This is a genomic window from Halomonas colorata, assembly GCF_014897985.1.
In the GTDB taxonomy this organism is placed as follows: Bacteria; Pseudomonadota; Gammaproteobacteria; order Pseudomonadales; family Halomonadaceae; genus Vreelandella; species Vreelandella colorata.
The window spans coordinates 25,215-49,328 of record NZ_JABUZA010000027.1; the positions used below are offsets into that span (position 1 = coordinate 25,215).

At 60.6% G+C, this 24,114-nt stretch carries 25 protein-coding genes; 4 read left to right on the forward strand and 21 right to left on the reverse strand.

Going from position 1 to position 24,114, the window contains the following annotated elements; translation table 11 throughout:
• Positions 1–33: 33 nt before the first annotated feature.
• The 4 genes from INT33_RS13610 to INT33_RS13625 are packed head-to-tail and all read left to right on the forward strand — an operon-like array spanning position 34 to position 5,301.
• Positions 34–408, forward strand: a complete 375-nt coding sequence (locus INT33_RS13610; protein WP_192536541.1) for a hypothetical protein — start codon at positions 34–36, stop codon at positions 406–408.
• A 51-nt stretch (positions 409–459) separates the two neighbouring features.
• The gene (locus INT33_RS13615) at positions 460–2,151 is read left to right on the forward strand and encodes a VRR-NUC domain-containing protein (RefSeq protein WP_192536542.1); all 1,692 of its coding nucleotides are present in this window, start codon (positions 460–462) and stop codon (positions 2,149–2,151) included.
• Positions 2,148–4,481 (forward strand): ATP-dependent DNA helicase, encoded by a 2,334-nt coding sequence (locus INT33_RS13620; protein ID WP_226940192.1) that lies wholly within the window; start codon positions 2,148–2,150, stop codon positions 4,479–4,481. Before INT33_RS13615 ends, INT33_RS13620 begins: the two co-directional genes overlap by 4 nt.
• 40 nt (positions 4,482–4,521) lie before the next feature.
• A complete protein-coding gene (locus tag INT33_RS13625; protein ID WP_018917656.1) occupies positions 4,522–5,301 on the forward strand; it encodes a sulfite exporter TauE/SafE family protein in 780 nt (259 codons plus the stop codon).
• 64 nt (positions 5,302–5,365) lie between these two features.
• On the opposite strand, the gene INT33_RS13630 is transcribed toward INT33_RS13625, so the two are convergent.
• The 21 genes from INT33_RS13630 to INT33_RS13730 all read right to left on the reverse strand — a co-directional run bounded on the left by INT33_RS13630 (position 5,366) and on the right by INT33_RS13730 (position 24,036).
• On the reverse strand, positions 5,366–6,511 hold the full coding sequence (locus INT33_RS13630; protein WP_319643931.1) for an MFS transporter: 1,146 nt from the start codon (positions 6,509–6,511) through the stop codon (positions 5,366–5,368).
• A gap of 148 nt (positions 6,512–6,659) precedes the next feature.
• Positions 6,660–7,250, reverse strand: a complete 591-nt coding sequence (locus tag INT33_RS13635) for a 4'-phosphopantetheinyl transferase superfamily protein (protein ID WP_192536544.1) — start codon at positions 7,248–7,250, stop codon at positions 6,660–6,662.
• Positions 7,247–7,696, reverse strand: coding sequence for an excinuclease ATPase subunit (locus tag INT33_RS13640; protein ID WP_192536545.1), 450 nt, complete (start codon positions 7,694–7,696; stop codon positions 7,247–7,249). Before INT33_RS13640 ends, INT33_RS13635 begins: the two co-directional genes overlap by 4 nt.
• Positions 7,697–7,769: 73 nt before the next feature.
• Positions 7,770–9,029 (reverse strand): beta-ketoacyl-ACP synthase, encoded by a 1,260-nt coding sequence (locus tag INT33_RS13645; RefSeq protein ID WP_193092153.1) that lies wholly within the window; start codon positions 9,027–9,029, stop codon positions 7,770–7,772.
• Positions 9,029–9,754, reverse strand: coding sequence for a 3-oxoacyl-ACP reductase FabG (gene fabG / locus INT33_RS13650; protein WP_192536547.1), 726 nt, complete (start codon positions 9,752–9,754; stop codon positions 9,029–9,031). Before fabG ends, INT33_RS13645 begins: the two co-directional genes overlap by 1 nt.
• Positions 9,751–10,245 carry an ApeP family dehydratase gene (locus tag INT33_RS13655; RefSeq protein ID WP_192536548.1) on the reverse strand — a complete coding sequence of 165 codons (495 nt, stop codon included), beginning with the start codon at positions 10,243–10,245 and terminating at the stop codon, positions 9,751–9,753. The genes fabG and INT33_RS13655 overlap by 4 nt, the downstream gene beginning before the upstream one ends.
• Positions 10,238–11,404, reverse strand: a complete 1,167-nt coding sequence (locus INT33_RS13660) for a beta-ketoacyl-ACP synthase (protein ID WP_192536549.1) — start codon at positions 11,402–11,404, stop codon at positions 10,238–10,240. Before INT33_RS13660 ends, INT33_RS13655 begins: the two co-directional genes overlap by 8 nt.
• A gap of 11 nt (positions 11,405–11,415) precedes the next feature.
• On the reverse strand, positions 11,416–12,006 hold the full coding sequence (locus tag INT33_RS13665; RefSeq protein ID WP_193092154.1) for a DUF3261 domain-containing protein: 591 nt from the start codon (positions 12,004–12,006) through the stop codon (positions 11,416–11,418).
• On the reverse strand, positions 12,003–13,319 hold the full coding sequence (locus tag INT33_RS13670) for an NAD(P)/FAD-dependent oxidoreductase (protein ID WP_226940193.1): 1,317 nt from the start codon (positions 13,317–13,319) through the stop codon (positions 12,003–12,005). The genes INT33_RS13665 and INT33_RS13670 overlap by 4 nt, the downstream gene beginning before the upstream one ends.
• A complete protein-coding gene (locus tag INT33_RS13675; protein WP_193092155.1) occupies positions 13,319–15,616 on the reverse strand; it encodes an MMPL family transporter in 2,298 nt (765 codons plus the stop codon). Before INT33_RS13675 ends, INT33_RS13670 begins: the two co-directional genes overlap by 1 nt.
• Positions 15,613–16,191, reverse strand: a complete 579-nt coding sequence (locus INT33_RS13680) for a LolA-related protein (RefSeq protein WP_193092156.1) — start codon at positions 16,189–16,191, stop codon at positions 15,613–15,615. Before INT33_RS13680 ends, INT33_RS13675 begins: the two co-directional genes overlap by 4 nt.
• Positions 16,188–16,628, reverse strand: a complete 441-nt coding sequence (locus tag INT33_RS13685) for an acyl-CoA thioesterase (protein ID WP_018917628.1) — start codon at positions 16,626–16,628, stop codon at positions 16,188–16,190. The genes INT33_RS13680 and INT33_RS13685 overlap by 4 nt, the downstream gene beginning before the upstream one ends.
• Positions 16,618–18,189: an HAL/PAL/TAL family ammonia-lyase gene (locus tag INT33_RS13690; protein WP_226940194.1), complete on the reverse strand. Its 1,572-nt coding sequence runs from the start codon at positions 18,187–18,189 to the stop codon at positions 16,618–16,620. Before INT33_RS13690 ends, INT33_RS13685 begins: the two co-directional genes overlap by 11 nt.
• Positions 18,173–19,114, reverse strand: a complete 942-nt coding sequence (locus INT33_RS13695) for an LpxL/LpxP family acyltransferase (RefSeq protein WP_192539916.1) — start codon at positions 19,112–19,114, stop codon at positions 18,173–18,175. Before INT33_RS13695 ends, INT33_RS13690 begins: the two co-directional genes overlap by 17 nt.
• On the reverse strand, positions 19,111–19,866 hold the full coding sequence (locus INT33_RS13700; RefSeq protein WP_193092157.1) for a glycosyltransferase family 2 protein: 756 nt from the start codon (positions 19,864–19,866) through the stop codon (positions 19,111–19,113). Before INT33_RS13700 ends, INT33_RS13695 begins: the two co-directional genes overlap by 4 nt.
• Positions 19,859–21,592, reverse strand: coding sequence for an AMP-binding protein (locus tag INT33_RS13705; RefSeq protein WP_226940195.1), 1,734 nt, complete (start codon positions 21,590–21,592; stop codon positions 19,859–19,861). Before INT33_RS13705 ends, INT33_RS13700 begins: the two co-directional genes overlap by 8 nt.
• Entirely contained in the window at positions 21,553–22,077 is a 525-nt protein-coding gene (locus tag INT33_RS13710) for a COG4648 family protein (RefSeq protein ID WP_225736285.1), read from the reverse strand. The genes INT33_RS13705 and INT33_RS13710 overlap by 40 nt, the downstream gene beginning before the upstream one ends.
• 2 nt (positions 22,078–22,079) lie before the next feature.
• Positions 22,080–22,346, reverse strand: a complete 267-nt coding sequence (locus INT33_RS13715; RefSeq protein WP_192539377.1) for an acyl carrier protein — start codon at positions 22,344–22,346, stop codon at positions 22,080–22,082.
• On the reverse strand, positions 22,336–22,611 hold the full coding sequence (locus INT33_RS13720) for a phosphopantetheine-binding protein (RefSeq protein WP_192539376.1): 276 nt from the start codon (positions 22,609–22,611) through the stop codon (positions 22,336–22,338). Before INT33_RS13720 ends, INT33_RS13715 begins: the two co-directional genes overlap by 11 nt.
• Positions 22,583–23,371 carry a lysophospholipid acyltransferase family protein gene (locus tag INT33_RS13725; RefSeq protein ID WP_192539375.1) on the reverse strand — a complete coding sequence of 263 codons (789 nt, stop codon included), beginning with the start codon at positions 23,369–23,371 and terminating at the stop codon, positions 22,583–22,585. The genes INT33_RS13720 and INT33_RS13725 overlap by 29 nt, the downstream gene beginning before the upstream one ends.
• Positions 23,368–24,036, reverse strand: coding sequence for a beta-ketoacyl synthase chain length factor (locus INT33_RS13730; protein ID WP_319643932.1), 669 nt, complete (start codon positions 24,034–24,036; stop codon positions 23,368–23,370). Before INT33_RS13730 ends, INT33_RS13725 begins: the two co-directional genes overlap by 4 nt.
• Between the last annotated feature and the right edge of the window lie 78 nt (positions 24,037–24,114).

The window sequence follows — 24,114 nt, forward strand, 5'->3', positions numbered from 1 at the left end:
CTAATGCCCCATTAACGGGCAGGGAGCGCAGGCGTGGCAGTTTACGGCGGTATTCAGGCACATGAATTGGAGCGTTGGCTTTACGCCTTGACCAACGCGGCCTACGACCGGCGCTGCCCGCTTTCCAAGGTGCACGGCGGCAATGCGCGTGCGCGCACCGCTCGCCAGGACCTGCTTTACCTGGCCCACGGCTTTCGCGGTGGCGAGCAAAGCCGGGAAGTGGTGGCCGATGGCCTGGGCCGCTGGTGCCAGCGCTACCTGACCGAGGCCGAATGGTACGTGTTGGTGGGTGGTGGGCCGAAAGCCATCGCCAGAAGCCGCACGACTACATCGTCGGAACCGGTAGACGCTTCGCAAAAGCAGGCGGATCAAGCACTTGAAGTATTGATGCAGCACCGCGTGGGCTAGCCCCCGCTGGAAAGCTGGTGGCGTGTGGTTATACGCTGATACAATGGATGGATGAACAGTGCTCCTGCCGTTGTTACCGCCTCGCTTGATGATCCCTTCTACTACCTGACCAATTTTCGCTTCGTGTTGGCCTGGGTGGGCGAACGCCATGCTGATCTGCTGGCGCCGGATGAACTTGCCTTTCTGAACCGCTTTGCGACACTACCCCGTGCCTCGCAGGCGTTGCTTGTGCGCATGGTGATGCGCAAGGGCGAGCTATTTCGAGTATCCAAACTCAACTACGCCGAAATAGGCGATACCGCTACGGCACTTGCCCCACTGGTAGCGCTTGGCTGGGTAACTGACGCTCCGGCGCTCAGTGGGGAAGAGCTGTTTCATCAGCTGCGCTTGGCCGAGCTGCGCTCAGCACTGGCAACGCCCATGCGCGACGCCGGGCTCCCCTCATCCGCTGGCAAGGCGGTGCTTCAGGCCACGCTAACACCTCAGCTCACCGAGATAAAACCGTTAACCGAGTGGTGGCCAACGGCATCGGATAACATCGTGCGCCTTAAGGTGATGGATATCTGCGACCGGCTGCGGCTGATGTTCTTTGGCAACCTGCGCCAGGACTGGGCCGAGTTCGTACTCACTGAGCTTGGCTTACAGCGGTTTGAAAACGTGCCGTTCACCCCTACCTCGCGTGCTTTTCAACAGCGTGAAGAAGTGGATGCCTATTTGGCGCTACACCGCCTGCGCCAGCGTCTGGATGATGGCGAACCCGTTGAGCACTTGAGCCTTGAGCTGCCGCCCAAACCCGATAACGCCTGGCTTGCTACCCGCCGTGCCCGTTTGCTGCTGCAACTGGGGCGTGAAGCGGAGCGCAGCGGCCAAGCCGAGCAGGCCGTTTTACTGTATGCCCAAGCCGAGAGTAGCGAAGCGCGTATCCGCCAGCTGCGCGTATTAGAGCGCCTGGGCAGGTATCAGGAAGCGTTTGACTTGGCGATGAACGCGCAAAGCCTGACACCTAATGAAACCGAAGCCCAGGCGCTCGCCCGGTTACTGCCCCGGCTGCGCAAGAAGCTGAAAATTGACGCGCAGCCGCCCGTGCGCGAGCCAGCCTATACGCGCTGGGAGCTAATGCTTCCCGGCCCTCAGTCGGTGGAGCGTGCTGTCGCCCAGCATGTCAGCTCACCTGACGCGCCGGTTTATTACGCGGAAAATACCTTAATCACCGGGTTGTTTGGCCTGCTCTGCTGGCCTGCCATCTTTGCTCCGCTACCGGGGGCCTTTTTTCATCCGTTTCATAGCGGCCCTGCCGATCTACATCGTGAAGATTTCGTCGACCGGCGGCGTGGGCTATTCGATGAGTGCCTGGCCCGGTTGGAGGATGGTAGCTACCGGCGGGAAATTCATACAACCTGGCAGGAGAAGCACGGCCTGGCGTCACCCTTTGTGCACTGGCCGTTGCTGGATGAAACGCTTTTAGCGCTGGCGCTTGAGTGCCTGCCCGCTACTCATTTAAAAGTCTGTTTTGAGCGGTTCTTACAGGACATAAAGGCTAACCGAGCAGGGCTGCCTGACTTGATCCAGTTTCTGCCCAACGCGCCACCCAGTGAACCCCGCTATCGGCTTATTGAGGTAAAAGGCCCCGGTGACCGGCTGCAGGATAACCAGCGCCGCTGGCTGGCGTTTTTTCATCAGCAACATATCCCGGTTGCGGTGTGCTACGTGCAGTGGCTGGCTGACTCGCCAGCGGCGTTATGACCAAGGACGCGATGAGTAGCGCCGCAGAGTATCGGGTTGCCGTTCGTGCGCTGTGTGACTTCACCGCCCGGGAAGGTGATCTGGACCACCGCTTCACCCCGTCACCCAGCGCCCAGGAAGGTATTGCCGGGCATACCCTGGTCGCCAGCCGCCGGGGCGATGACTACCTTGCCGAAATGCCGCTTTCCGGTACCTATAAAAGCTTGACCGTCACTGGGCGCGCCGATGGGTATGCGCCTGCCGAAAACCGTCTGGAAGAGGTCAAGACCTATCGCGGCAACCTTGAGCGCATGGCCGATAACCAGCGCGCGCTGCACTGGGCACAGGTAAAAATCTACGGCGCCCTGTTATGCAAAGCGCGCGGCCTGGATGAAGTGACGCTCACGCTGGTGTATCTGGATATCGCCACCGAAAAAGAGACCTTGCTGAGTCAAAAAGCGCGGGCAGCCGAGCTTGAGGCGTTCTTTACCACCCAGTGCGAGCGCTTTATTGCCTGGGCCGAGCAGGAAGCGGCGCATCGTAAAAATCGCGATGCGACGTTAAACGACCTTCAATTTCCTCATACTACGTTTCGCCCTGGCCAGCGCGAGTTGGCCGAAGATGTTTACAAAGCCGCCAGCACCGGTCGTTGCCTGCTGGCTCAGGCGCCTACCGGGATCGGCAAGACGCTGGCCACACTGTTTCCCATGCTCACCGCCATGCCCCGCCAGCGCCTTGACCGCATCGCCTTTCTGACCATGAAGACCCCGGGGCGGCGTTTGGCGCTGGATGCCCTGGCACAGTTGCGCCTCCAGGCCGAAGCGGATGACAACCCATGCGGCAAGGCGCCCCGCGTACTTGAACTGATCGCGCGGGAGAAAGCCTGCGAGTACCCGGGAACCGCCTGCCACGGCGAGGCCTGCCCACTGGCCGCGGGCTTTTATGACCGGCTACCCGCTGCGCGCCAGGCCGCCGTGGCTGAAAGCTGGTGGGACCGCGACGCGCTGCGCAAGGTGGCGCTTGCTCACAGCATTTGCCCGTATTACCTGGGCCAGGAATTGGCGCGCTGGGCGGATGTCATCGTGGGCGACGTTAACCACTGGTTTGATCGCCATGCGCTGCTTCATGGCCTGGCCCAGGCCGATGATTGGCGGGTGGGGCTTCTAGTGGATGAAGCACATAACCTGGTGGAGCGGGCACGCGGCATGTACAGCGCCGAGCTTGATCAGCAGCGCTTCAACCGCGTAAAACGCAGCGCCCCGAAAGCCCTTGGCCGCTCACTGGCAAGCCTTGGCCGGCAGTGGCAGGCGGTGGTGAAAGACGTTGCTGACAGTAAGCCGGATGATACGGGACGGGCAGACTATCACCTGCTTGAGACGCTGCCCGATAAGCTGGTGGGCGCCCTTCAGAACGCTGCCGCCTCGATCACCAATCACTTGGGCGAGCATCCCGAAGATGCCTCTTTTGAACTCCAGGAGCTACTGTTTGAGGCGTTAGCGTTTTGCCGCCTGGCGGAGAATTTCGGCGATCACTCGCTGTGTGATCTCACCTTAAAAGGCCGAGGGAAGGCGCTAATCGGCCTGCGTAATCTGATACCGGCGGACTTTTTAGCGCCGCGCTTCAAGGCCGCGCATAGCGCCGTGCTGTTCTCAGCCACCTTGACACCGGCCCACTACTACCGCGATCTGCTGGGTCTGCCGATAAACACGGTGTGGCGTGAGGTTTGCTCACCTTTTGTAGCCCGCCAGCTTGAAGTGCGCATTCGCCGAGATATTTCGACCCGCTTTCGCGACCGGGAGGCGTCGCTTGCGCCAATGGTGGCCGAAATGGCCCAGCAATATGAGCAGGCGCCGGGCCATTATCTAGCGTTTTTCAGTAGCTTTACCTACCTCGAAGCCGCGCTTAAGCGGTTCTGCCAACAGCACCCTGACGTCCCCGTGTTTGCCCAAACGCCGGGCATGCGTGAAGCCGAGCGCGAAGCATTCTTGCAGCGTTTTACGCCGGGCGGCCGTGGCATCGGCTTTGCGGTATTGGGCGGCGCCTTTGCTGAAGGGGTGGACCTGCCCGGCGACCGGCTGATTGGAGCGTTTATCGCAACGCTGGGTCTACCCCCGTTTAACGCTTTCAACGAAGCCCTCAAAGCGCGCCTGACGGCACGGTTTGGCAAAGGCGATGACTACACCTACCGTATTCCGGGGATGATCAAGGTGGTACAGGCCGCCGGGCGGGTAATCCGCAGCCCCTCTGATGAGGGGGTTGTGGTATTAATGGATGATCGTTTTGCCCACACCAGCGTGCAGGCGCTGTTACCCAGCTGGTGGGCGATAGGCAGGCAATACAGTTTTTTATAACTAGCTTTATAACCAGCTTGATAACCAGGGAAGCAAGTGAATGGCGGATTTGTTGTGGTACCAGTATGCGTTGATCGGTTTGATCTTTGCCTGGAGCGGTTTTGTCAGAACCAGCCTGGGGTTTGGCGGCGCGGTGCTGGCGTTGCCATTCCTATTACTGGTTGTTAATGACCCGCTGCTTTTCCTGCCGATTATCGCCGTTCACCTACTGATCTTCTCCAGCTGGATTGCCTGGCAGGGCAACCGCCAATTAAAGCGGGAGAACGGCAACGCTTCTGTTGAGAGCAATATTGATTGGGGCTATTTACGCAAAGCTCTGAAAGTCATGATCATCCCCAAGCTGATTGGGGTAGTGGGGCTGTTAACGCTGCCTGCCAATATCATGACCGGCATTATTTTCGGCATCGTGCTGGTCTACGCCATCGGCTATGTGCTCAATAAGCCCTTCAAGAGCAACAACAAGTATGTCGACTATGTGCTGCTGGCGCTGGGTGGTTATGTCAGCGGTACGTCGCTGATTGGTGCGCCGCTGATCGTGGCCGTGTTTGCCTCGCATGTCGTCAAGGAACAGCTGCGCGATACCATGTTCGTGCTGTGGTTTATTCTGGTCGTGATCAAGATGATCTCGTTTCTGTTTGCCGGCGTGGATCTACAGTTGATTCACCAGCTGTGGCTATTGCCCTGTGCGCTTGCCGGTCATCTGCTGGGCGAGCGGGCACACCGCTATATCGTCAAAGCCGATACGGCGGTGTTTTTCCGGGTGCTGGGCGCGGTGCTGATCTTTGTCAGCATTATTGGGCTGGTATTTTCGCCGTCCTGATGAGTAGGTCATCAGGACGGTGGGGAATGAGAGCAGCTTGGCATAAAGAACGTTGCTACCGCTTTTAGAGCTTGCTATCAGCGCGTAACAGCGTCTTGCCTAGAATAGCCAATATCACGGCCAACACGCAGCAGAGCACGGTCATGCCCGTGTAGACGTTGCGTAAGGAGTCCAGCCAGATAACCGCAGGGGCGACCGCAATCGGCGAGATAAACTGGCCGAAGAAGAAGGTTGCGGTAAAGCCTCCAAACACGCGGCCACGCACTCGCTGCGGCGTAATGCGCATCAGCCAGGCGGTGGTGTTGGGCATAAAGGCGCCCAGGCCCAAGCCGGAGACGGCCGCGCCCGCAATTGCCATGGCATAGCTGTGCGTAAGTCCGACGACCAGAAAGCCTGCAGCGGCTAACACAAACCCGGCCACATAGATCGTGATCACCGATAAAAAGGGTTTGTAGTAGCCGTAGCAGAATGACACGACGCTAGCCGTCAATGCGGCGGTGGAAAGTGCGACGCCGATGGCCAAGCCGCTGATCTCGCCCTGTTCAGAGAGTAAAAAGGGGAGCTGAGCCGGAAACATGTAGAACAGCATCATGGCCAGCATGCCCGTGAAGTAGGCCAGCGCCGTGCGGCCGAAGTCGACCTTGACCGGCTCTTCTGCGTGAATGGCGCTGGCGCCAGCTTGTGAATGGGGCTCTCTAAGCATCGCCCAGGCGTAAGGCAGCAGCAGCACGCCGGTCAGGTAGAGCAAGAAAGGCCCGCGCCAGCTCCAGTCGGAAAGCAGGCCGCCCAGGTTGATGAACACCACCCCGCCGAGCGCCATGCAGCTACTCTGCAACCCCAGAAAGCGTATCCGCTCGGAGCCTTCCAGGTAGTCGCCTACCAGCGTGGTGCTGATACTCAGGATGCCCGCCACGGCCACGCCCATCAGCGCCCTTGAGGCCAACAAGAGCTCGACGCTATCGATCAGAAAGCCCGCGCCACCCGCCAGCCCGTAAATGCTCAGCATCAACAGCAGCAACGGCTTGCGCCCAAACCGGTCGGCCAGATAGCCCATCAGCGGGCTGAACAGCGTAATCATCAGCGCGGGCAGCGTCAGGATCAGTTGAATCAGCACCTGCGGATGCTCGGAAAAATGGCGGCTGATACCCGGCAGGGCAGGCGCGATAATCGCCCCCGACATCACGGTCATGGTGCTGGCAAACAGCAGCACGGCTTTGGTATGGGCTAAACGGCTGATGGTGAACTTCCCTGGATAAACATCGAAATGACAAAGGCTCCGATGATAGCACTGTCGTTAGCAAGCTACTATTTTCCGCCAGGAAGTAATGGATGGTGAAGGGTAAGCGGCGACAAGTCCGTTAGCAGTGTTTTATAAAAGGGATATGGGGAAGGGCGCGAATTACAAGCGAACTCGCCTGTGTGCAAAGGCTGATGGTCCAGCCTTGTTGCTGCCATTGCCAGGCATGAACATCGCCCCCAGCGGCTAGCCGCTCAAGACGGGTGCTCAATACATGGCTTGAAGGCGTGCCGGACAGGCTATCCAGCTTGTAAAGCGCTTCGTGGAGGGTCCATGCGCGGTAAAAGGCGTCCAGAGGTACCGCAGACTGATGTATCTTGCGGCGTACGTCGGCCTCAGGCAGGCACGCCACCAGCTCGGGTAAGCGTTTCTCATGGCGCAGGCGAGCATGCTCGATGTCGATGCCCATCGGTGCCGTGGAAATACCTGCAATGACGCGCCCATCGCGGTGGGAGAGACATGCTTTCCAGGGCGGTGGAAGCGCTGGGTGCCATGGCGCGCCGCCGCCTCTGGGAGACCACTCACTAACGGGGCAGTGGTAGCCACGCGCGTCGGCAAGCCTGGAGAGAAGCTCTCTGCCCAGCGCCGATAAACAAGCCCCGCTGCTGTGAGCGGGGGCTTGGGCCAACACAATGTCCAGATAGGCGATCATTCGTCGGCTAACGTGACAACATCACCTCGCAGCACGACACCGGCCATGATGGCGCCCGCATGGCACTCGTACTCACTGGTTGAGGACATCGGGCGGCGGTCATAGAAACTTTCAATATTAACAACCGCATTGCCGCCTTCTTCCCTGACACGGTCTTGCAAGCTGAGCAGCGCCGAGAGCATGACCCACTCGCAGGCTTCTACATCAGACTTGTTGAAGGCATTGGTCTTTTTATTTGTGACCGCAGGACCATACTCGGCGGTGATCTCGCCGTGCGGGGTGTCGCCAAAGATAAATTGAATATTGGAATCGAGCCGTGCTCTGGCGTCGGGCGTGTTCAATGCGTCCTCAATGGAGAGCATGTGTGTCGTGTCGCGCGCATGGCTCGTCGTGCTTACGAGTAGAGCGCCTAGCAGCACTCCCATTAACATTATTCCTCGGCTCATTTAGCGTTCCTTCTTGCTGGGTTTAAGTACCTGAGAGCAGGTAGTGTGAGTGGCCCTGAGCAGGATGCTGACATCAGGACCAGCGACGGAAGATCAACGAGGTGTTGATGCCTCCAAAAGCAAAGTTATTGCTCATGACGTAGTCACACTGCATGTCTCGTCCTGAGCCGTTCAAATAATCGAGTTCTGCACAGGCGTCATCAAGGCGGTCAAGATTGGCGGTGCCGTGAAACCAGCCTTCCTGCATCATCTTGATGGCCACCCAGGCTTCCAGCGCGCCGCAGGCGCCCAGCGTGTGGCCGGTGAAGCTTTTGAAAGCGCTAATCGGCAGGTTTGAGCCGAACACCGCGTGTGTCGCATGGCTCTCGGCAATATCGCCCCGCTCGGTGGCCGTGCCGTGGGCGCTGACATAACCAATCTGCTCGGGCTGCAAATTTGCATCCTCCAGTGCCTGGCGTATCGCCTGCTCCATGACACTGGCATCCGGCTGGGTAACGTGGCGGCCATCGCTGTTGGTGCCAAAGCCCACAAGCTCGGCGTGAATGGTGGCTCCCCGAGCCTGGGCGTGCTCCAGCTCCTCAAGAATCAGCGTGCCTGCCCCTTCTCCGATCACCAGGCCGTCGCGTTCGGCGTCAAAGGGGCGCGGCGAGGTGTGCGGCGCGTCATTGAGCGTGCTGGTGGCAAATAGCGTATCGAAGACGGCCGCCTCGGAAGCCGAAAGCTCCTCGCAGCCGCCCGCGATCATGGCGGTCTGGCGTCCAAAGCGAATGGCTTCGTAAGCATAGCCGATGCCCTGGCTGCCAGACGTGCAGGCACTTGAGGTGGTATAGATCCGTCCGCGCACCCCGAGAAAAACGCCGATATTGACCGGTGCGGTGTGGGCCATCATGCGAATATAGGAGTTGGCGTTCAGGCCGTCGGTCGACTTATTGATCAACATATTGCCAAAGTCGGCGACGGCATCGGGTTCCCCTGCGGAGGCGCCGTACGCGATCCCCATCTGGCCACTGCCTAAGAGCGGCGTGTCCAGCAGGCCTGCATCTTCCAGGGCCAGTTCACTGGCACGCGTGGCCATCTGCGCGCCACGACCCATGCTGCGCAGCGCCCGACGATGATAGTGGGCAGGCAAGTTGAAGTCGCGTACCGGGGCACCCAGGCGCGTATTGAGGCCGTCATAGCATTCCCAGTCATCCATGTGGATAACGCCGTTTTGCAAGCGCTCAAGGCGTGCCTTTATGCTTGGCCAGTCGTTGCCGATAGGCGAGAAGCCGGCCATGCCGGTCACTACCACTCGGCGCCCCAGCCTGTCCTGGCGTTGTGCATTGCTTGCCATCAGCACATTCCTCCGTTGACGGCGAACACCTGCCGCGTGATATAGCCGGCATCGCCTGAGCATAGAAAGCCCACCGTGGCCGCGACTTCTTCGCTGGTGCCGGTGCGGCGCATGGGAATCAGCTTGAGCGCCTCCTCGGTAACCAGGTCGTCGGTCATGTCGGTGTCGATCAACCCTGGGGCAACGCAGTTGACCGTAATGCGGCGTTTAGCCAGCTCCACGGCCAGTGCTTTCATGGCGCCGATCAGCCCGGCCTTGGCAGCGCTGTAGTTGACCTGGCCACGGTTGCCCATCATGCCTGAAACCGAGGACATCACGACGATGCGGCCGGGTGCCCGGCGGCGAATCATTGGCATGACGAGGGGTTTCACGACGTTGTAGAAGCCATCAAGGTTGGTGTGGATCACGCTGTCCCAATCCTCATCAGAGAGCGCGGGGAAGGCGCCGTCGGCGGTAATGCCTGCATTGCAGACAACGCCATAGTAGGCGCCATGCGCTTCGATATCGGCATCCAGCGCCTGCTGCGCCGCGGCCCTGTCGGCAACATCAAAGCACAGCACGCGGGCATTGCGGCCCATATCACGAATCTGGTTTGCGACGGCTTTTGCCTCTGCCTGACGCTGGCGGCAATGTACGACGATATCGAAGCCATCCCGCGCCAGGCGCAAAGCGATAGCTTGGCCGATACCGCGGCTTGAACCGGTAACCAGGATGGTATTCGTCATTGGGTGCTCCCTTGTTGCATCATTTCCAGCGCCTGTTGCGAATCGGGCTGAAACACGTTGAGTGTGGCGTTAGCGATCAGCTGTTGCTGAGCATCTAGCAAGCGCCCCTGAAACGCGCCCAGGCCATTATCTGCCCGAAAATCGAGCTCCACTTCGATGCGTATTGGCTGATCGAAGGGGAAAAACGGCTGCTGGCACTGATAACGGCGCGTGCCGAGTAGAAAGCCGATTTTCGGCGTATCGCCTGACGCCACGGATTGCACACCGGCCCACGCGGCAACGGCCTGGGCAAGCCACTCTAACCCGACCCAGCCGGGAATACCGTCTGGCGTGGCGAACAGGTTGTCGGGTTGGGGTACGACGCGGGCATGCAGATGTTCGTCACCCACGGCCAGTAGCGTATCCAGAAGGCACATGCCCAGGCGGTGTGGCACGTACGGCGCGATATCGCAGGGCAGGTCAAGCCGTGCGGGCATAAGTGAATCATTCATTGAAACGTTCCAGCAACAAGGCGATGTTATTACCCCCGAACGCGAAGGCATTGCTGATCGCGCAACGGCCTTGGTGAGTCGTCGTCTTGGCGTAATTCAGTAACGCAAGTTCTGGGTCGACGGCACTATCGTGAACCTGGGGCGGCAGGCGGCCCTCATTGAGCGTCAGCCAGCAGAACGCCGCTTCGAGCGCGCCGCAGGCGCCCAGTGTGTGCCCGGTCAGGGCCTTCGTTGAACTGCACGGTAACGTACTGCCGAAAAGCGTTGCGACTGCCTTGGCTTCCATGCTGTCGTTCTGGCGCGTGGCGGTGCCGTGCAGGTTGAGATAATCAATGGCCGTGGCGGGCAGCTTGGCCATGGCAAGCGCCGCTTGCATCGCCTGAATGGCCCCTTGGCCATCTGGCCGTGGGGCGGAAATATGGTAAGCGTCGCTGCTTTCACCATAGCCACTGAGCTGAATACCGCCGGTTTCCGCCGTCACCAGAAACAGCGCGGCGGCTTCTCCAAGGTTGATACCGTCACGCTCGGCCGCGAAAGGCTGAGACGGGCGGTCGCTAAGCGCCTCAAGCGAGGCAAACCCGTTGACGGTCAACCCGCAAAGACTGTCAGCCCCACCGGCGATGACCGCATCGCACGCGCCGCTCGCCAGCAGGCGTTTGGCGCTTGCCAGGGCGCGCGCACTTGACGTACAGGCGGTAGAGAGCGTGTAGGCTGGCCCGTCAAGGCCGAGCCACTCGGCAACGAACCGGGCCGGCGAGCCAATTTCATGGCGCTGGTAATGAAAGTCGTCGGGCCAGTGGCCTTCTCGCTGACGCTCAGCCAGCGCCGTTTCGGTTTCGCCGATGCCGGAGGTACTGGTGCCGAGCACCACGCCGATACGCGCCTGGGGGTGCCGCTTGCGAAAAGCCTCAAGCGTCGGTGCCAGTTGCGCCAAAGCGGCAGCCAGCAACTGGTTATTGCGCGAGCGGTGCGCTGGCGGCAGTGCCTGGGCATCGGGCAGGGAGGTCGTGACTCGGCCTAGCGGTAAAGGCCGCCCGGGGGTAAACACGTCGTCATACTCAAGCCCACGACGGCCAGTGAACAGGGCATCGGCAATGGTTGCCAGATCGTCACCGATCGAACAGACCAGGGCCGGTGGCAGGAGGCGACAAGGAGGCATCTGAGACGCTATCAAGGGGTTAAACATGGGGCGGCTGTCTGGTCGGTGTCACTGTTACTGTTACTGTCACTAAGGGGCATGATATACAGGCGGTAACCTGCCTCGACGTCGTCAATTAACGTGCATGCCGGGTTACCGCTGATCCGTGCGACGACGCGCTGTCGATAGCGGATCGTGCGGCCCGTCTCATCTTCTTGCAGTGACCAGGCGTTGGACTCAAAGGCTTGGTCAATAGCAGGCGCGGGCCACAGGTTCCAGCTCAAACGGCTAGCCAGCCACTCGGCGGTAAAGGGCGGCTCAAAGGCCGCATCCTGTAGAAAGCGGCTGCCGCTGTCGTCGTGTATCAGGGTCAGCAGGCGCTGGCCTTGTGGGCTTAGTATGGCCAGGCGCAACGCCTTGTCGTCGTGGCGCAGAACGCCAATCATCTCATGGCGCTGGTCATCATGTTCAAACGTCAGGCGCTGCCGCTGCGTTTCCATCTCCGGCAGTGTCGCAAGGCTGGGCACGGTTGCCACCGGCTGTCCGGCACAGCCGACCAGCACTAATAGGGCGGCGATAATCAATCCTGCCTGATACACGAAGCGCGATAACGTCATGGTCATTCGTCCTTTCCTGCGCTATGGCGGGGCATATCGGTACAGGCCTCTGCCAGGCTGTTTAACCGTCGACGGCTGGCGGCAACGAACGGGTTTTCTTCATCCCAGGCGTAGCCGGCGAGCACTGAGCTGATCATGGTGCGTATGCGCGGTACCTGCTGGTCATTGAAGATGATCCGCGGTAAGCGGCCATCGTACCAGGCGTCGACAAATTCGCGGAAGGTGGCGACACCGCGTCGTAGGGGTTGCTCAAACTGGCTATCCCAATCGATGTGTTCACCGGCCAGCTGGCGCTCGACCAGGGGAGCGGCACGCAGAGCCGAATCCAGGGCGATAGTCACGCCTGAAGAGAAAACCGGATCAAGAAATTCGCCCGCGTTACCCAGCAGGGCGAAACCTGGGCCGTGCAGCTGCTCGACATCTGCTGAATACCCTTCCAGGCGGCCAATGTCACGCGTGGCGCTCGCATTGACCAGCAGTTCGGCGAGCATCGGTTCGGCACGGATGAAATGCCACAGGCGTTCATCGTCATTGACGCCGGCGGCCTCCAGCGTTGCCCGGTCACCCACGACGCCGACCGATGCCCGTCCATTCTTGAAGGGAATCAGCCAGTACCAGATGCCGGGATGCTCAGGGTGCAAGCCGATCAGTATCTTCTCGCGGTCGTAACGCGAACAGTCGATGCGATCCTCGATATGCGTAAACAGCGCACAGCGTGACTCAAGCGTCGAGGGGCGGGCAAGGCCGGTGAGGCGCGCCAGGACGCGACCATAGCCACTGGCATCGAGCACAAAGCGTGCGTGTAACGAGCGCTGCTCACCGTTGGCATCGACCAGCGTAAGGCTGGGCCGTTCGGGGTCGGCGACAAAGGCTTCAACGCGGGTATCAAACTCAACCTGTGCGCCCAGCTGGCGCGCGCCTTCGATCAGGCGCTGGTCAAAATCAGCGCGTTCGACTTGCCACGTGGTGCCTGGGCCTGGGCTGAACTTGTCGCGAAAATCGATGGCCGCGTAGCGATCCCGCCAGGTAAAGGCCGCCCCGTTCTTGATTTGAAATCCGCCGGCCTTGGCGGCCTCCAGCAGGCCACAGGCCTCAAGATGCACCATGCACTGGGGCAATAAGCTTTCACCGATGGAGAAGCGCGGAAAGCGGCTGCGCTCGATCACCCGTACATCCAGACCCCGCTTTGCAAGCCAGGCCGCCGCCGCTGCGCCGGAAGGGCCGGCACCGATGATGGCCACATCGGTGCTGTCTTGGGTTCCCAAACGCTGGGGTTTTAAAGACTGAGCTTTCATGTGCTGTGTTGCTTCTGTCGCCATCAGGGAGTGTCCTGTCGAGAAGAGAGAGGCCGGGCGCCCGCCCTGGCAAACGGCACAAGCGCCCACGCGGATGCAAGGCCAATGAGGCAGGTCAGCCCCAGGTAGTGAAGCGCGGGTGTGGCACTGAACGCCAGTAGGCCGAAGGCCAAAAGGCTCGAGGCACACGACAGGCTAATGGCCAGCCACACGGCTGCGCTGTCCGGGTGTTCCGTGCTGAAGATGCCCGCATCAAGACCGATACCCAGTACCAGCAGCAACCCCAGCAGATGGAAAAGCGTCAACCCGATATTGAGTGCGCTCAACAGTGCCAGGGTCGCCAGCAGAGCACCCAGCGGCGGCAATAATACGCGCCAGGCCCGCCCGCGATAGCGAACGCCAAATATCATTGCAAGCCCCGCCACGGCGATGGCCAGGCACAGGGCGATCTGGTCGCGGAGCTGTGCCAAGTGGCTGGATAACGTTGCCACTCGGTCCTGGTAAAGAACGTATTCCGGTGCAGCAAGGCGAGTCAGTGCCTGTTGAGCAGTACTGTCGGCATCGCCCAGCGTTATCAGCGCCGCCATGTCTGCACGCTCGTCATCGGCGTCTGCGTCTAGCCAGAGCATGGCATCGGCTTGCCCCACCGGAGTGTCGAGCCACGTGGTGATCGTCAGCAGCGGTACGCTTTCAAGCGAGCGCTGCGCGGTTTCTAGCAAGGCCGGTGGAAGGCCCGCCTGGGCGATCAGCTCGGGCAGGGCGTTACGGTAGGCCTGGCGTACACGCTCAAGGTTGGCGTCTTGCGTCGCTTTAGAGGGCACCGCCTGAGCCAGGTGGCGGTAGTGGGTCAAGTGCCCTTGCGCCTCTAAATCGGCAAGGTCCGCGTCCAGCGCTTCAAGGCGCTCCAATAGTTCGTCTTCCTGCTCGGCAGTAACAAGCAGATAGCGGCTGGCGGTCGGGCTATCCAGCAGTATCTGCACGCGTTGCTGCTCGGTAATCAGCTCGGCAGGTGACGGATTGAGCTGGCGAAGATCATCGTCAGCGGACAGCCGCGTGGCGATCATGACCACTGCGAGAACCCCAAGCAGGGCGAGCAGCCCCCAATACCTGGGCGCGTGAAGCGGTAAACGCAGGCGGTTCAGCCGCGTGGCAATACGCGCGGTGGCGGCATGGGGGCGCGGGGTGAACCATGGCAGCCAAAGGCGCACTGTCAGCCAGGCACCTATCAGGCCTAGCGCCACGAACGTGGCCATCTGGCGCAGCCCCGGCAGCGGCGTGGCAAGCTGGACAAGATAGGCGACGAGGCTTGATATCAGACCGAGTAATAGCCCTGGCCAAAGCCTGGCCAGCGGCTGTTCGGGCGCCAGCTGGCGAGCGCATTGAAAATGCAGGGCGTAATCTATCGCAATGCCGATCAAGCTAGCGCCAAAGGCCAGCGTTAGCAGGTTGAGCGTACCAAACAATAGCCAGGTCAAGGGCAGCGCAAACAGAACGCCACACGCCACCGGCAGCAACAGGCTGGCCAGTATCGAGCCGCGCCGAAAGGTGATCCAGAGCAGCAAGGCGATACCCAGCAGCGAGCCGGTGCCGATGGTCAGGGTTTCGCGCTTGGCCTGCTCGGCACCGGCGGCGGCGTGAAACACCAGCCCGCTTCTCAGCAGTTCGGCTTCGGGATGAGCATCGCTAAACTCCGCAAGCGCCGTGACAAGGCGTTGCTGCATGGCCATATCGTAGGGGCTGGCCGTGAGTTGGCCGCTTACGATGAACCAGTTACCACTCTCATCCCTGACGGCAGGCAGGCCGTCGATCAGGCGAATAGGACCCGCCAGGCGCTGGTCCTGCCAAGCATCCAGCAGGCCAAAGGGGTCCTGGCGTGGGTCCGCGTCGCCTCCCGGCGTGAACAGCTGTCGCAGACCACGTTGTACCCAGGCGTCGTTATCGGCAGCGGCCAACGAGGGCGATAGCAGCCGATAACGGTACGCTGACAAGTCGCTGTCGGGGGTGTGCAGAATGTCATCGTCAAAGGCCGTAACGCTGGCCGATTGTTCAAGGCGGACCTTGAAATCCGCAACCAGCCGAGCCGGCGCTTCGCCCTGCACCAGCAGCACGAAGCGGTCCTCGAAGGCTTGCGTCAAGCGCTGTTCGGCGTGTTCGAGCAGCGCTCCCTGCCGGGTTTCCGGGAGCAGCGCGGTGATGCGCGTATCCAGCGCTGCGCCTTTGCTCAGCAGGCCAGCCAAGAGCAGGGCGCAGCCCAGCAGCAGCCCCGCCCAGCCGATAGCTGCCAGACGCTCCAGGCGCCCGGGGTGCGTTGCTTCACTCACGGTGTGTGCTTATCGTCTTCAAGGCGCTCGCAATCCGCGCCGCTTAAGGCAAGCTCAAGGCGGTCATCATTGGTGAACGCGATCTCGACACGCTCTACCTGCTGGTTGCCGTGAACCAGCAGATGGTCAAGCCGTTGGGCGATGTTCGCTTCACTGGGCGTAAGCTTGGCTTGCCACTCATCTTGAGTGCCGCTGAGTTCGATGGCGAAGTATCTCTCCAACGCCTGCCAGTCGCCTGAAAGCAGGCCACCAAGCACCGGGGCGACCGCCTGAAAACCCATCGGCAGCTCGTCGTTGTCTGCGCTCAGCACCACGCGGTCATTGATGGGGGAGGTCGTTTGCCAGACAAGCCCCGCGTCTTGATGTTCAAAGGTTCCACGGCTTTCCAACTGACTATCAAGGTCGGCTAGCCAGCGTGTCTGCTCGAATCGCCCGCACTGCGGTGCATTGTCGGCCAGGCGTGCGGCAAGCTCGTCAGTGTCAGGAGCCGCCCACGCGGTGGCGCTGGCGGCCAGCATGGTGAGGGCAAAAAGGGCAAGAGCACAAAAAGCTGCTTGGTTAATGGCGCGCATCATTGATTGGCCTCCTGCCAGGCGAGCAGACGTTCCCGCAGAACGGGGGGCGATTCCAGGCGCATTTCGCGGTCTTCAATTCCGACGGCTACCTGAACGCTCCAGGCGCGCGTCAGGCGTTTGCGTGTGTGTGCATCGCGAATGGTGTAGTCGATCTTGAGGCGGTTCTCCCACTCGCTCAGGCGCGCTTCGATTGCGATTCGCTGAGCGAATAGCACCGGTGCCGCGTAGCGCAGGCGTAAATCGATCACCGGCCAGGCAAACCCTGAGGCCTGCATTTGGGGGTAGTTGTAATCGAGCGCATCGAGCAGCGCGCAGCGGGCAATTTCCAGGTAGCGCACATAGTGGCCGTGCCAGGCCACCTGCATCATGTCGATATCGTGAAACGGTATCGTCAGTTCGGTCTCGTAGCGGGGCAGTTTGCCATCATCAAGCGTCATATAGGCTCCAGTGGCGTTGGCGAATCACGTCACACAGGGTGCGGAGTTCGTGTTCCAGGGCGCGGTCTTCGCCAAGTGCCGGAAAGATCAGGCGGCAGTCGGTCAGAAATTCAGCCAGACGGTCGGGCAACGGTGGCGTATCGCCTATCTGGCTGCGTAGCTCAACACCCTGACAGGCCGCGTGCAGCGTGGCGGCCGCGACCTGTTCTACCAGGGTGAGCACACGCAGCGCATCGCGGGCGGCAATCGTGCCCATGCTGACCTTGTCCTGATTGTGGCATTCGGTGGAGCGCGAGAAAACGCTGGCGGGCATGGTCAGCTTCAGCGCCTCGGCGGTCCATGCGGATGCGCCGATCTGCACGGCCTTGTAGCCATGATTAAGGCTGGCCCGCTCGGGGGCGGCGCCGCTCAGGTTGCTGGGCAACCCATGATTGAAACGAGCATCCACCAGCAGCGCCAGTTGGCGGTCGAGCAAATCCGCGAGGTTGGCGCAGGCCTGCTTGAGGCTATCCATGGCGAAGGCGACATGGCCGCCGTAAAAGTGGCCGCCGTGCATGACCTTGCCTTGTTCGGCGTCGATCAACGGATTGTCGTTGGCGCTGTTGAGTTCGTTCTCGAGAAACTGGCGCCACCAGGGCAGGGCATCTTCCACTACGCCGATCACATGCGGGGCGCAGCGCGTCGAGTAGCGATCCTGAAGGCGCGATGAGTTGCGCGGCGTATCGGGCGCGTGGAGATCCTCGCGCAGGCGTTCGGCTACCTTGTTCTGCCCCGGATGCGGTTTGGCGGCGAACAGCTCGGCATCAAAGTGGTAGGGGTTGCCGTTCAGCGCATGCACGGAAAGCGCTGTGATACGGGTGGCCAGCCGCGCCAGATAAGTGGTGCGGGCGAAGGCGAACACGCTCAGCGCTGTCATCACCGCGGTGCCGTTCATCAGTGCCAGACCTTCCTTGGGCTTCAGGCGATAGGGTGTAAGCCCGTGCTCGGCGAACACCTCAGCCGTAGGCCGTCGCTCGCCGTCATGAAATACGTCCCGCTCACCGCACAAGACGGCAGCCAGGTAAGATAGCGGTGTGAGATCCCCGCTGGCCCCGACAGAGCCTTCTTCAGGAATCACCGGTATCACGTCGTGTTCAAGCAACCATGTCAGGCGCTCGAGAAGTTCGACGCTGACGCCGGATACGCCGCGACAAAGCGAGACAAGGCGTACCATGATCACTGCCCGCGCGGCTTCAACCGACAGCGCCTCGCCCAACCCGCAGCCATGAAAGGTGTACAGCTGGCGGGGCAGTTGCTCCAGGTCGGAGGCGGAGACTTCGCGGGTGCAGGAGTCGCCATAACCGGTGGTAACGCCGTAGACAACGCCCTCTTCCTCTAGCAGGCGCTCGAGAAAGGCATTGCCTTTGGCAATACGCTTACGAAAATCGGGGGTTGTCGACAGAATGACGCGGCGGCGACCTTCGGCAACCGCCAACACCTCTTCAAGGCTGACCATCGATCCATCCAGAATAAGCGGCTCGCGGGTAAAAGGGCCCGCCGTCGGGTCACGCAGTATCGTCATGAAGGTATCCAGTGTCATTTATCCAGAAGGGATAAAAATTGAACCATTGCAGCGGGTGCCGCCGAACGCGTTCGGCCAGGTGGTCGGCATGCGCCTGCATGGTCTCGGTAATCCACGTTTCACGCTGACGACGAGGCAGGCTCTGGGTGTCGCCAAGAAGCTCAAAGTCGATCCTGAAGTGGTCATCATCGCGCACGCAGGCCAGCGTATAGAGTGGGCAGCGCAGCAAGGTCGCCAGGCGGAAAGGGCCTTCCGGGAAGCTTGCCCGGTCGCCGAGAAAATCAAGCGGCTGGGTTCGCTCGCCTGACAGGGGAAGGCGGTCGGCGGCGATGACCACATAGCCACCGGCGTTAATGCGCTCAGCCAGCGTCTGGGCAGTGGCCGGGGTAACTTCGCTGACTTCGAGAATCTGTGGGCGTGGCTTGCCCGTGACGCGTTCAAGCAGGGCATTGAACTTGCGCGCATTGCGGGTGTGCATCATGACCGTCAGGTCGAGATTGGTATGGCGTTCGGTCAGCGCATTCACAACGTCAAGATTGCCGTGGTGGGCGACAAGGATCAATCCGCCCTGACCGCCAGCGATCGCTTGAGTGAAGCGCTCGACCCCGCTACCCACCAGGCGCTCGTCGGCAATATTGCCGCTCCACGCTTCGACCTTGTCCATCAGCGTTTCGCCAAAGGCCAGAAAGTGGCGATAGCTTTGCCACCAACGGGCGAAAGGCTGCTGTTTGAGCGAGGGATAAAGGCGTTGCAGAAAAGCCTGGGAAGCGCGTCGCGCCGTGGTGTGGACGAGAAAATACCAGAGCATCACCGGCCATAGCGCCAGCCGAAAAGGCCAGCGACCCAGGCGCCGCTGTATAGCCACCATCAGGGTCATTCCCAGCAGCGTGCCGCGTTCGCCGATCCGCGCCCAGTGATGGCTCATGGGCTCGCCTCGCGGTGTGGCTGAAAGCGCCTGGCGAGCAAGCGCGGCAGGCGCCACAACATGCCGAAAAACAGGCGCGTATGCATCAGCGATATCTGCCGGTTGTCGCGCCATGCGGCAAAATGACTGATGCCATCGCGGGGGTAGTGCACGCGTACCGGCCGGTGCATCATGGCACCTTGTGCCCAGTGCCAGCGCACCAGCACTTCGGTATCGAAGGTCATGCGATTGCCGCAGGGATGGCGGGCCAGCATTCGGTTGAGCGGCACCACCGGGTAGAGCCTGACACCGCACATCGAGTCGCGAATATCCAGCGATAAGGTATTTATCCACACCCAGATATGAGTGGCGTAGCGGCCATAGAAGCGCACTCGGGGAACGCTGGCGTCATAGCGCGGATAACCCACTACCAGCGCTTCCTGAGCCACCTTTAATGTGGCGAGAAACGCGGGCAGGTCGTCGACCCCGTGCTGGCCGTCGGCATCGACCTGAAGTGCATGGCTGAACCCCAGCTGCTCGGCGTAGCGCAGTCCGGCACGTACCGCCGCCCCCTTGCCCTGGTTAGTCTCAAGACGCAGCAGGTGATGGCCCTGTTCAGCCAGGCGATCCAGAACGGCGGCGCACTGCTGATCACTGCCGTCATCGACCAGCAGCAGCGGTATCTCAAGCGCTGCCAGTTCCGTGCAGAGCGGAGTGATCGTCGCTGGGTGGTTGTACACAGGGATCAGGATACAGGGCCTTGGTTCAGCCATGCTGATCTCCCTTGGGTGCTTGCAGGCGAACCCGCCCGGCGCAGTGACGCCCTTCCTGGGAGTCAATGCTAAACGCGATACCGTCTTCGCGGCGGGTCAGCTCTAGGGTGAAGCGAGTGCCGGGCAGCAGCGCGCGCGTAAACTTCAAGCGCTCGATACCCAGAAACACACCTCTGTGGCCAAAGATATCGTGGGCATAATGGATGGCCCACTGCACCATCACCACGCCCGGGACGATCGGATACTGATCGAAGTGGCCTTCCAGAAACACCAGCCGCTCCGGAACTTCCAGCGTCAGTACGCAGCTGTTGGCATCCAGAGGATGCTCGCCCAGCCAGCGCGGCACTTTGGGATCGTCCAGATCGGCAAACAGGCGGTTGATCAGCGTGCGGTCCAGCTTTCCCTGGGCATTGCTCGGCAGCGTTTCGACAAAGCGCCAATAACGGGGCACGGCAATAGGCTCCAGGTGATCGAAAAGGTATTTGCGCATACGCTGGATCAAATGTTGCCGAGCTTCACGCTGGTGCGGAAGAGATGCTTCATCCAGCACGACCACCGCACCCAGACGGCTGTCGGCGCGGTCAAGGTCGACACAGCGTACCTCGCTGACCTCTTCCACTGCCGTAAGGAGGCGCTCCACATGATCAAGTGAAACGCGCTTGCCGCCAATCTTGACCAGACGATCCGCTCGACCCAGGAGCGTGAAGCCGTCATCTACCGGCGCTACCTGGTCAGGCTGATGCCACCACTGCTGAGGCATCTCAAGATACGGCGATCGCAGGCTCAGGCCGCCATCTTGAAATGCTAACTCCACGCCGGGCAGCGGCTGCCAGCTGATACGGCGTGTTTGGCGACGCTGGGCAATGCCGCCCGTTTCGGTGCTGCCATAGATCTCGATGACCGGCGCCTGTAACAGGCGTTCAGTAAGCTGCGCATGTTCCAGTGCCAAGGGCGCACCCGATGAGAACACGCGGGCAGGCGGCTTAGCGGCGTGCCAGGGCAGGTGTTCAGGCAAGCGCGACAGCTGCGCAGGGGAGCTGACCACGACCGGATGCAGGCCTGCTGCATCGGCTTCCTGCAAACGGGCCATCAGCGCTTCGGGATACCGGCTTTTACCACCGCAAAAAGGTGCGCCTGTGCACAAGGGATGCAGTATGCCGGTGAGCAGCCCGTAAATATGCTGGTGGCTGACCTGGGAAATAACCCCGCTGTCTGCCAGTGGCCAAAGCCTGGCGTGGGCTGATAACTCTGCCTCCAACTGATCAAATCGCTTGGCTAACTGAACGGGGTTGCCGGTGGAGCCTGAGGTGGATAGCACAACGGCGGTAGCGCTCGGATCAAGAGGCGCAACGCGTGGGCGTGTTTCAGCGCTCTGCGGGAGTTGCGGCTTGGGCGCATCGGGCAGGATGCCATCGACTTCGCTTGCCAGCCGGGAGAGCGTTTCGGGGCGATCATCGGCGGGCAGTACGGCGACCCGGCCGCTTTCCCACAAGGCGATCAGGGCGGCGCAGAACGCTACCGGTTGCTGTTGGCATAGCAGCCAGCGGCCGGTGGGTTTGTCCGCCAGCCAGTGGTGCCATGCATCAATATGCGACGCAAGGGAGGCGCCACACACCCAGTGGCTGGGCAGCGACTCATGGCGGGCAAAAGCCGCACGCCAGGGTAACTGAGTAAGCGAGATAAAGGTCACGACAGGCGACTCCGCATCCGGTGACGTAACAGCCATTCACCGGCAAACATGATGGCGATCAGGCCATAGCTGATGGCGCCATTGTATAACGTCCAGGTAGCAAGGCTTGCATACAGTGCTGTCCAGCACGCAATGCCGCCGTTGAGCACAAAAAAGCCGCACCATGCCCAGGTAACATGCCGGGTATAACGTATCCCCGCAGCGGGCAGCTCGGGCTCACGCAGACGCGCCAAGCGCTCGATGATCGGCATGCCACGCCACAGGCTGGAGAGAAAGATAGCCAGCATGATCGCGTTCACGGCAATGGGGTAGCCCCGCATGCCGAGTTCCGCGTGCCCCAACCCGCCCAGGGCGACCAGCAGGACCGCCGCAGCGGCTGCCAGGTAGCGCGCTTGAGGCATTCTCCAGGCGAGTAGTGCCGCACCGATGACCAGTAACGGCCAGCTGCCGATATCATCGTGCAAAAGCAGTACCAGTAGCGGCCATATCAGCGCGAGCGCCATGCTTGCGTATCTGGACATTGTTACCGCTGCATCAATTGTTCGACGGCAGTGACAACATCGTTGATCGTGCGCACCGACTTGAAATCCTCGGGCTTGATACGTCGTCCGGTAAACTGCTTGAGCTCGACGACGAGGTCCACCGCGTCGATGCTGTCGATATCCAGATCCTCATAGAGGCGGGCGTCGGGCTCAATGTCGCTGGCATTGATCTCGAACAGCTCCACCAGTGTCTTGCGAATGTGAGCAAGTATCTCTGCGCGCTGATGGTCAGCGGTTTCAGTTGACACGGCGAGCCTCCACGAGCGCTTGCAGCGCAGCCAGACTTTCGAAGTGGCGTCGCGTCTCGTCGGCTTCGGAATCAAGCTTGATGCCATACTGCTTTTGCAGGGCCAGCCCAAGCTCGAGCGCGTCAATTGAGTCAAGCCCGAGTCCTTCGCCAAACAGGGGGGCGCTTGGGTCAATATCGGCTGGCGTAATATCCTCGAGCTCAAGCGTATCGATGATGAGACGCTTGAGCTCGAGTTCAAGTGCCTGATTGCAGGTTTCGGTCATGATGGAAGTGTTCCAATTCTGTGTTGAAGTGGTCGCTCAGCCATTGTGTTAGTTGCCTGGCGAGCTGGCCGGTTGGCTGTTGGCTAGCTGAGTTGACATCCAGGTCTTCAAGCACGTTAAGTTCCATTAAAACCTTGGTAGCCGGGATGTGATACCAGGGTTCATGCTTGGTAAGGGTGGTCGGCGTACAGCGTATCAGGACAGGGGTAATCGCTGTGCCGGTGCGCAGGGCGATATTTGCGCCCCCGCGACGAAACTTGATCGGGCGTTTGGGGCTAGTGCGGGTGCCTTCAGGAAACAAGACCAGTGAATCACCTCTTTGTAGGCTCTGGCGGGCAGCCTCTAGCACTGACTCGGGGTCATCGTTGGTGATATAGCCTGCGGCACGAATAGGGCCGCGAGTAACCGGATTGCGGGCCAGTCGGCCCTTCACGATACAGTTGGCGTGGGTCGTGTAGGCGATCACGAAAATCACATCAATCAATGACGGGTGATTGGCAATCACCAGCAAACCAGGGCGCTTGAGGCGCTCGGGATTGCTGAAGCGGTAATCAAGCACGCCGAGGCCTTTCATCAAATTGATGAATCCGCGAAAGCAGGCTTGGATAAGGCGTCGCGCCAGTTGGTGGCGCCGTTCAGTATCGCGCACACAGAGATTCAACAGAGGCGCAATCACCAGGCCAATGAAAAGCCCACCGACCCCGAAAGCTGTAAAGGAAACAGCGGTGCCCACGCCGCGGTACAATCGATTGATGCTCATTCCTGCTCCAGGTGCCAGCGCTGTCGGCCGTCCAGGAAAGCGGTCTCTCCGTTTAGCCAGTTCAGCACGTTGATCGGCGTTGGGGAAGTGCCTTGGCCTGGTTTCGATACCGTAATGGCGCGTCCCTGGTTCAGGGTAAAGCGCATGCCAACCACGCATGCCGTACCCGGGTGCTCCGTAACGCCTTGATAAGCAGCAGGGAGCGAGCTTTCGGAGAACACGGCAACGACGCTAGGGTAGCCCGCCATCAAATACCCGTGGGACTCGTAAATAAGCGCATCAAATTCATCACCACAGGCACCCAACGCCTGCAAAGGGCGATGATGCGACCGTGCAATGGAGTGAACGCCCAGAATGGCGTTATGCACTGACATCGAGAAGCGGGTAGGAGAAATCGGCTCGCCACGTTGCAGGCTTTCCAGCATGGCGAGCGTATGCATCGTATCGCCATGCCGCGAGGCATGCACTAAAGGGGCATCAGCCAGGGGGTCGAGTTCTCGTAGGATATCGCAGGTGGCGCGACCGGCATCATCGAGTCGCCGCCGCAGCATGGCGGGCAGTTCGCCACCTGGCTGAGCAGAGATAAGACGACTTGGCTTAACGGTTGCCGCAGCCTCTTTAGGCAGCCAGCCCCGCCAGTCTTCGATAAATAATGATAAAGACACTGCTCTGATAGCCCGCTCAAAAGGGCGGCTACTTTAACTTAATCAGACAGGCTGGAAAAGAGAGGGTTACATAAATGG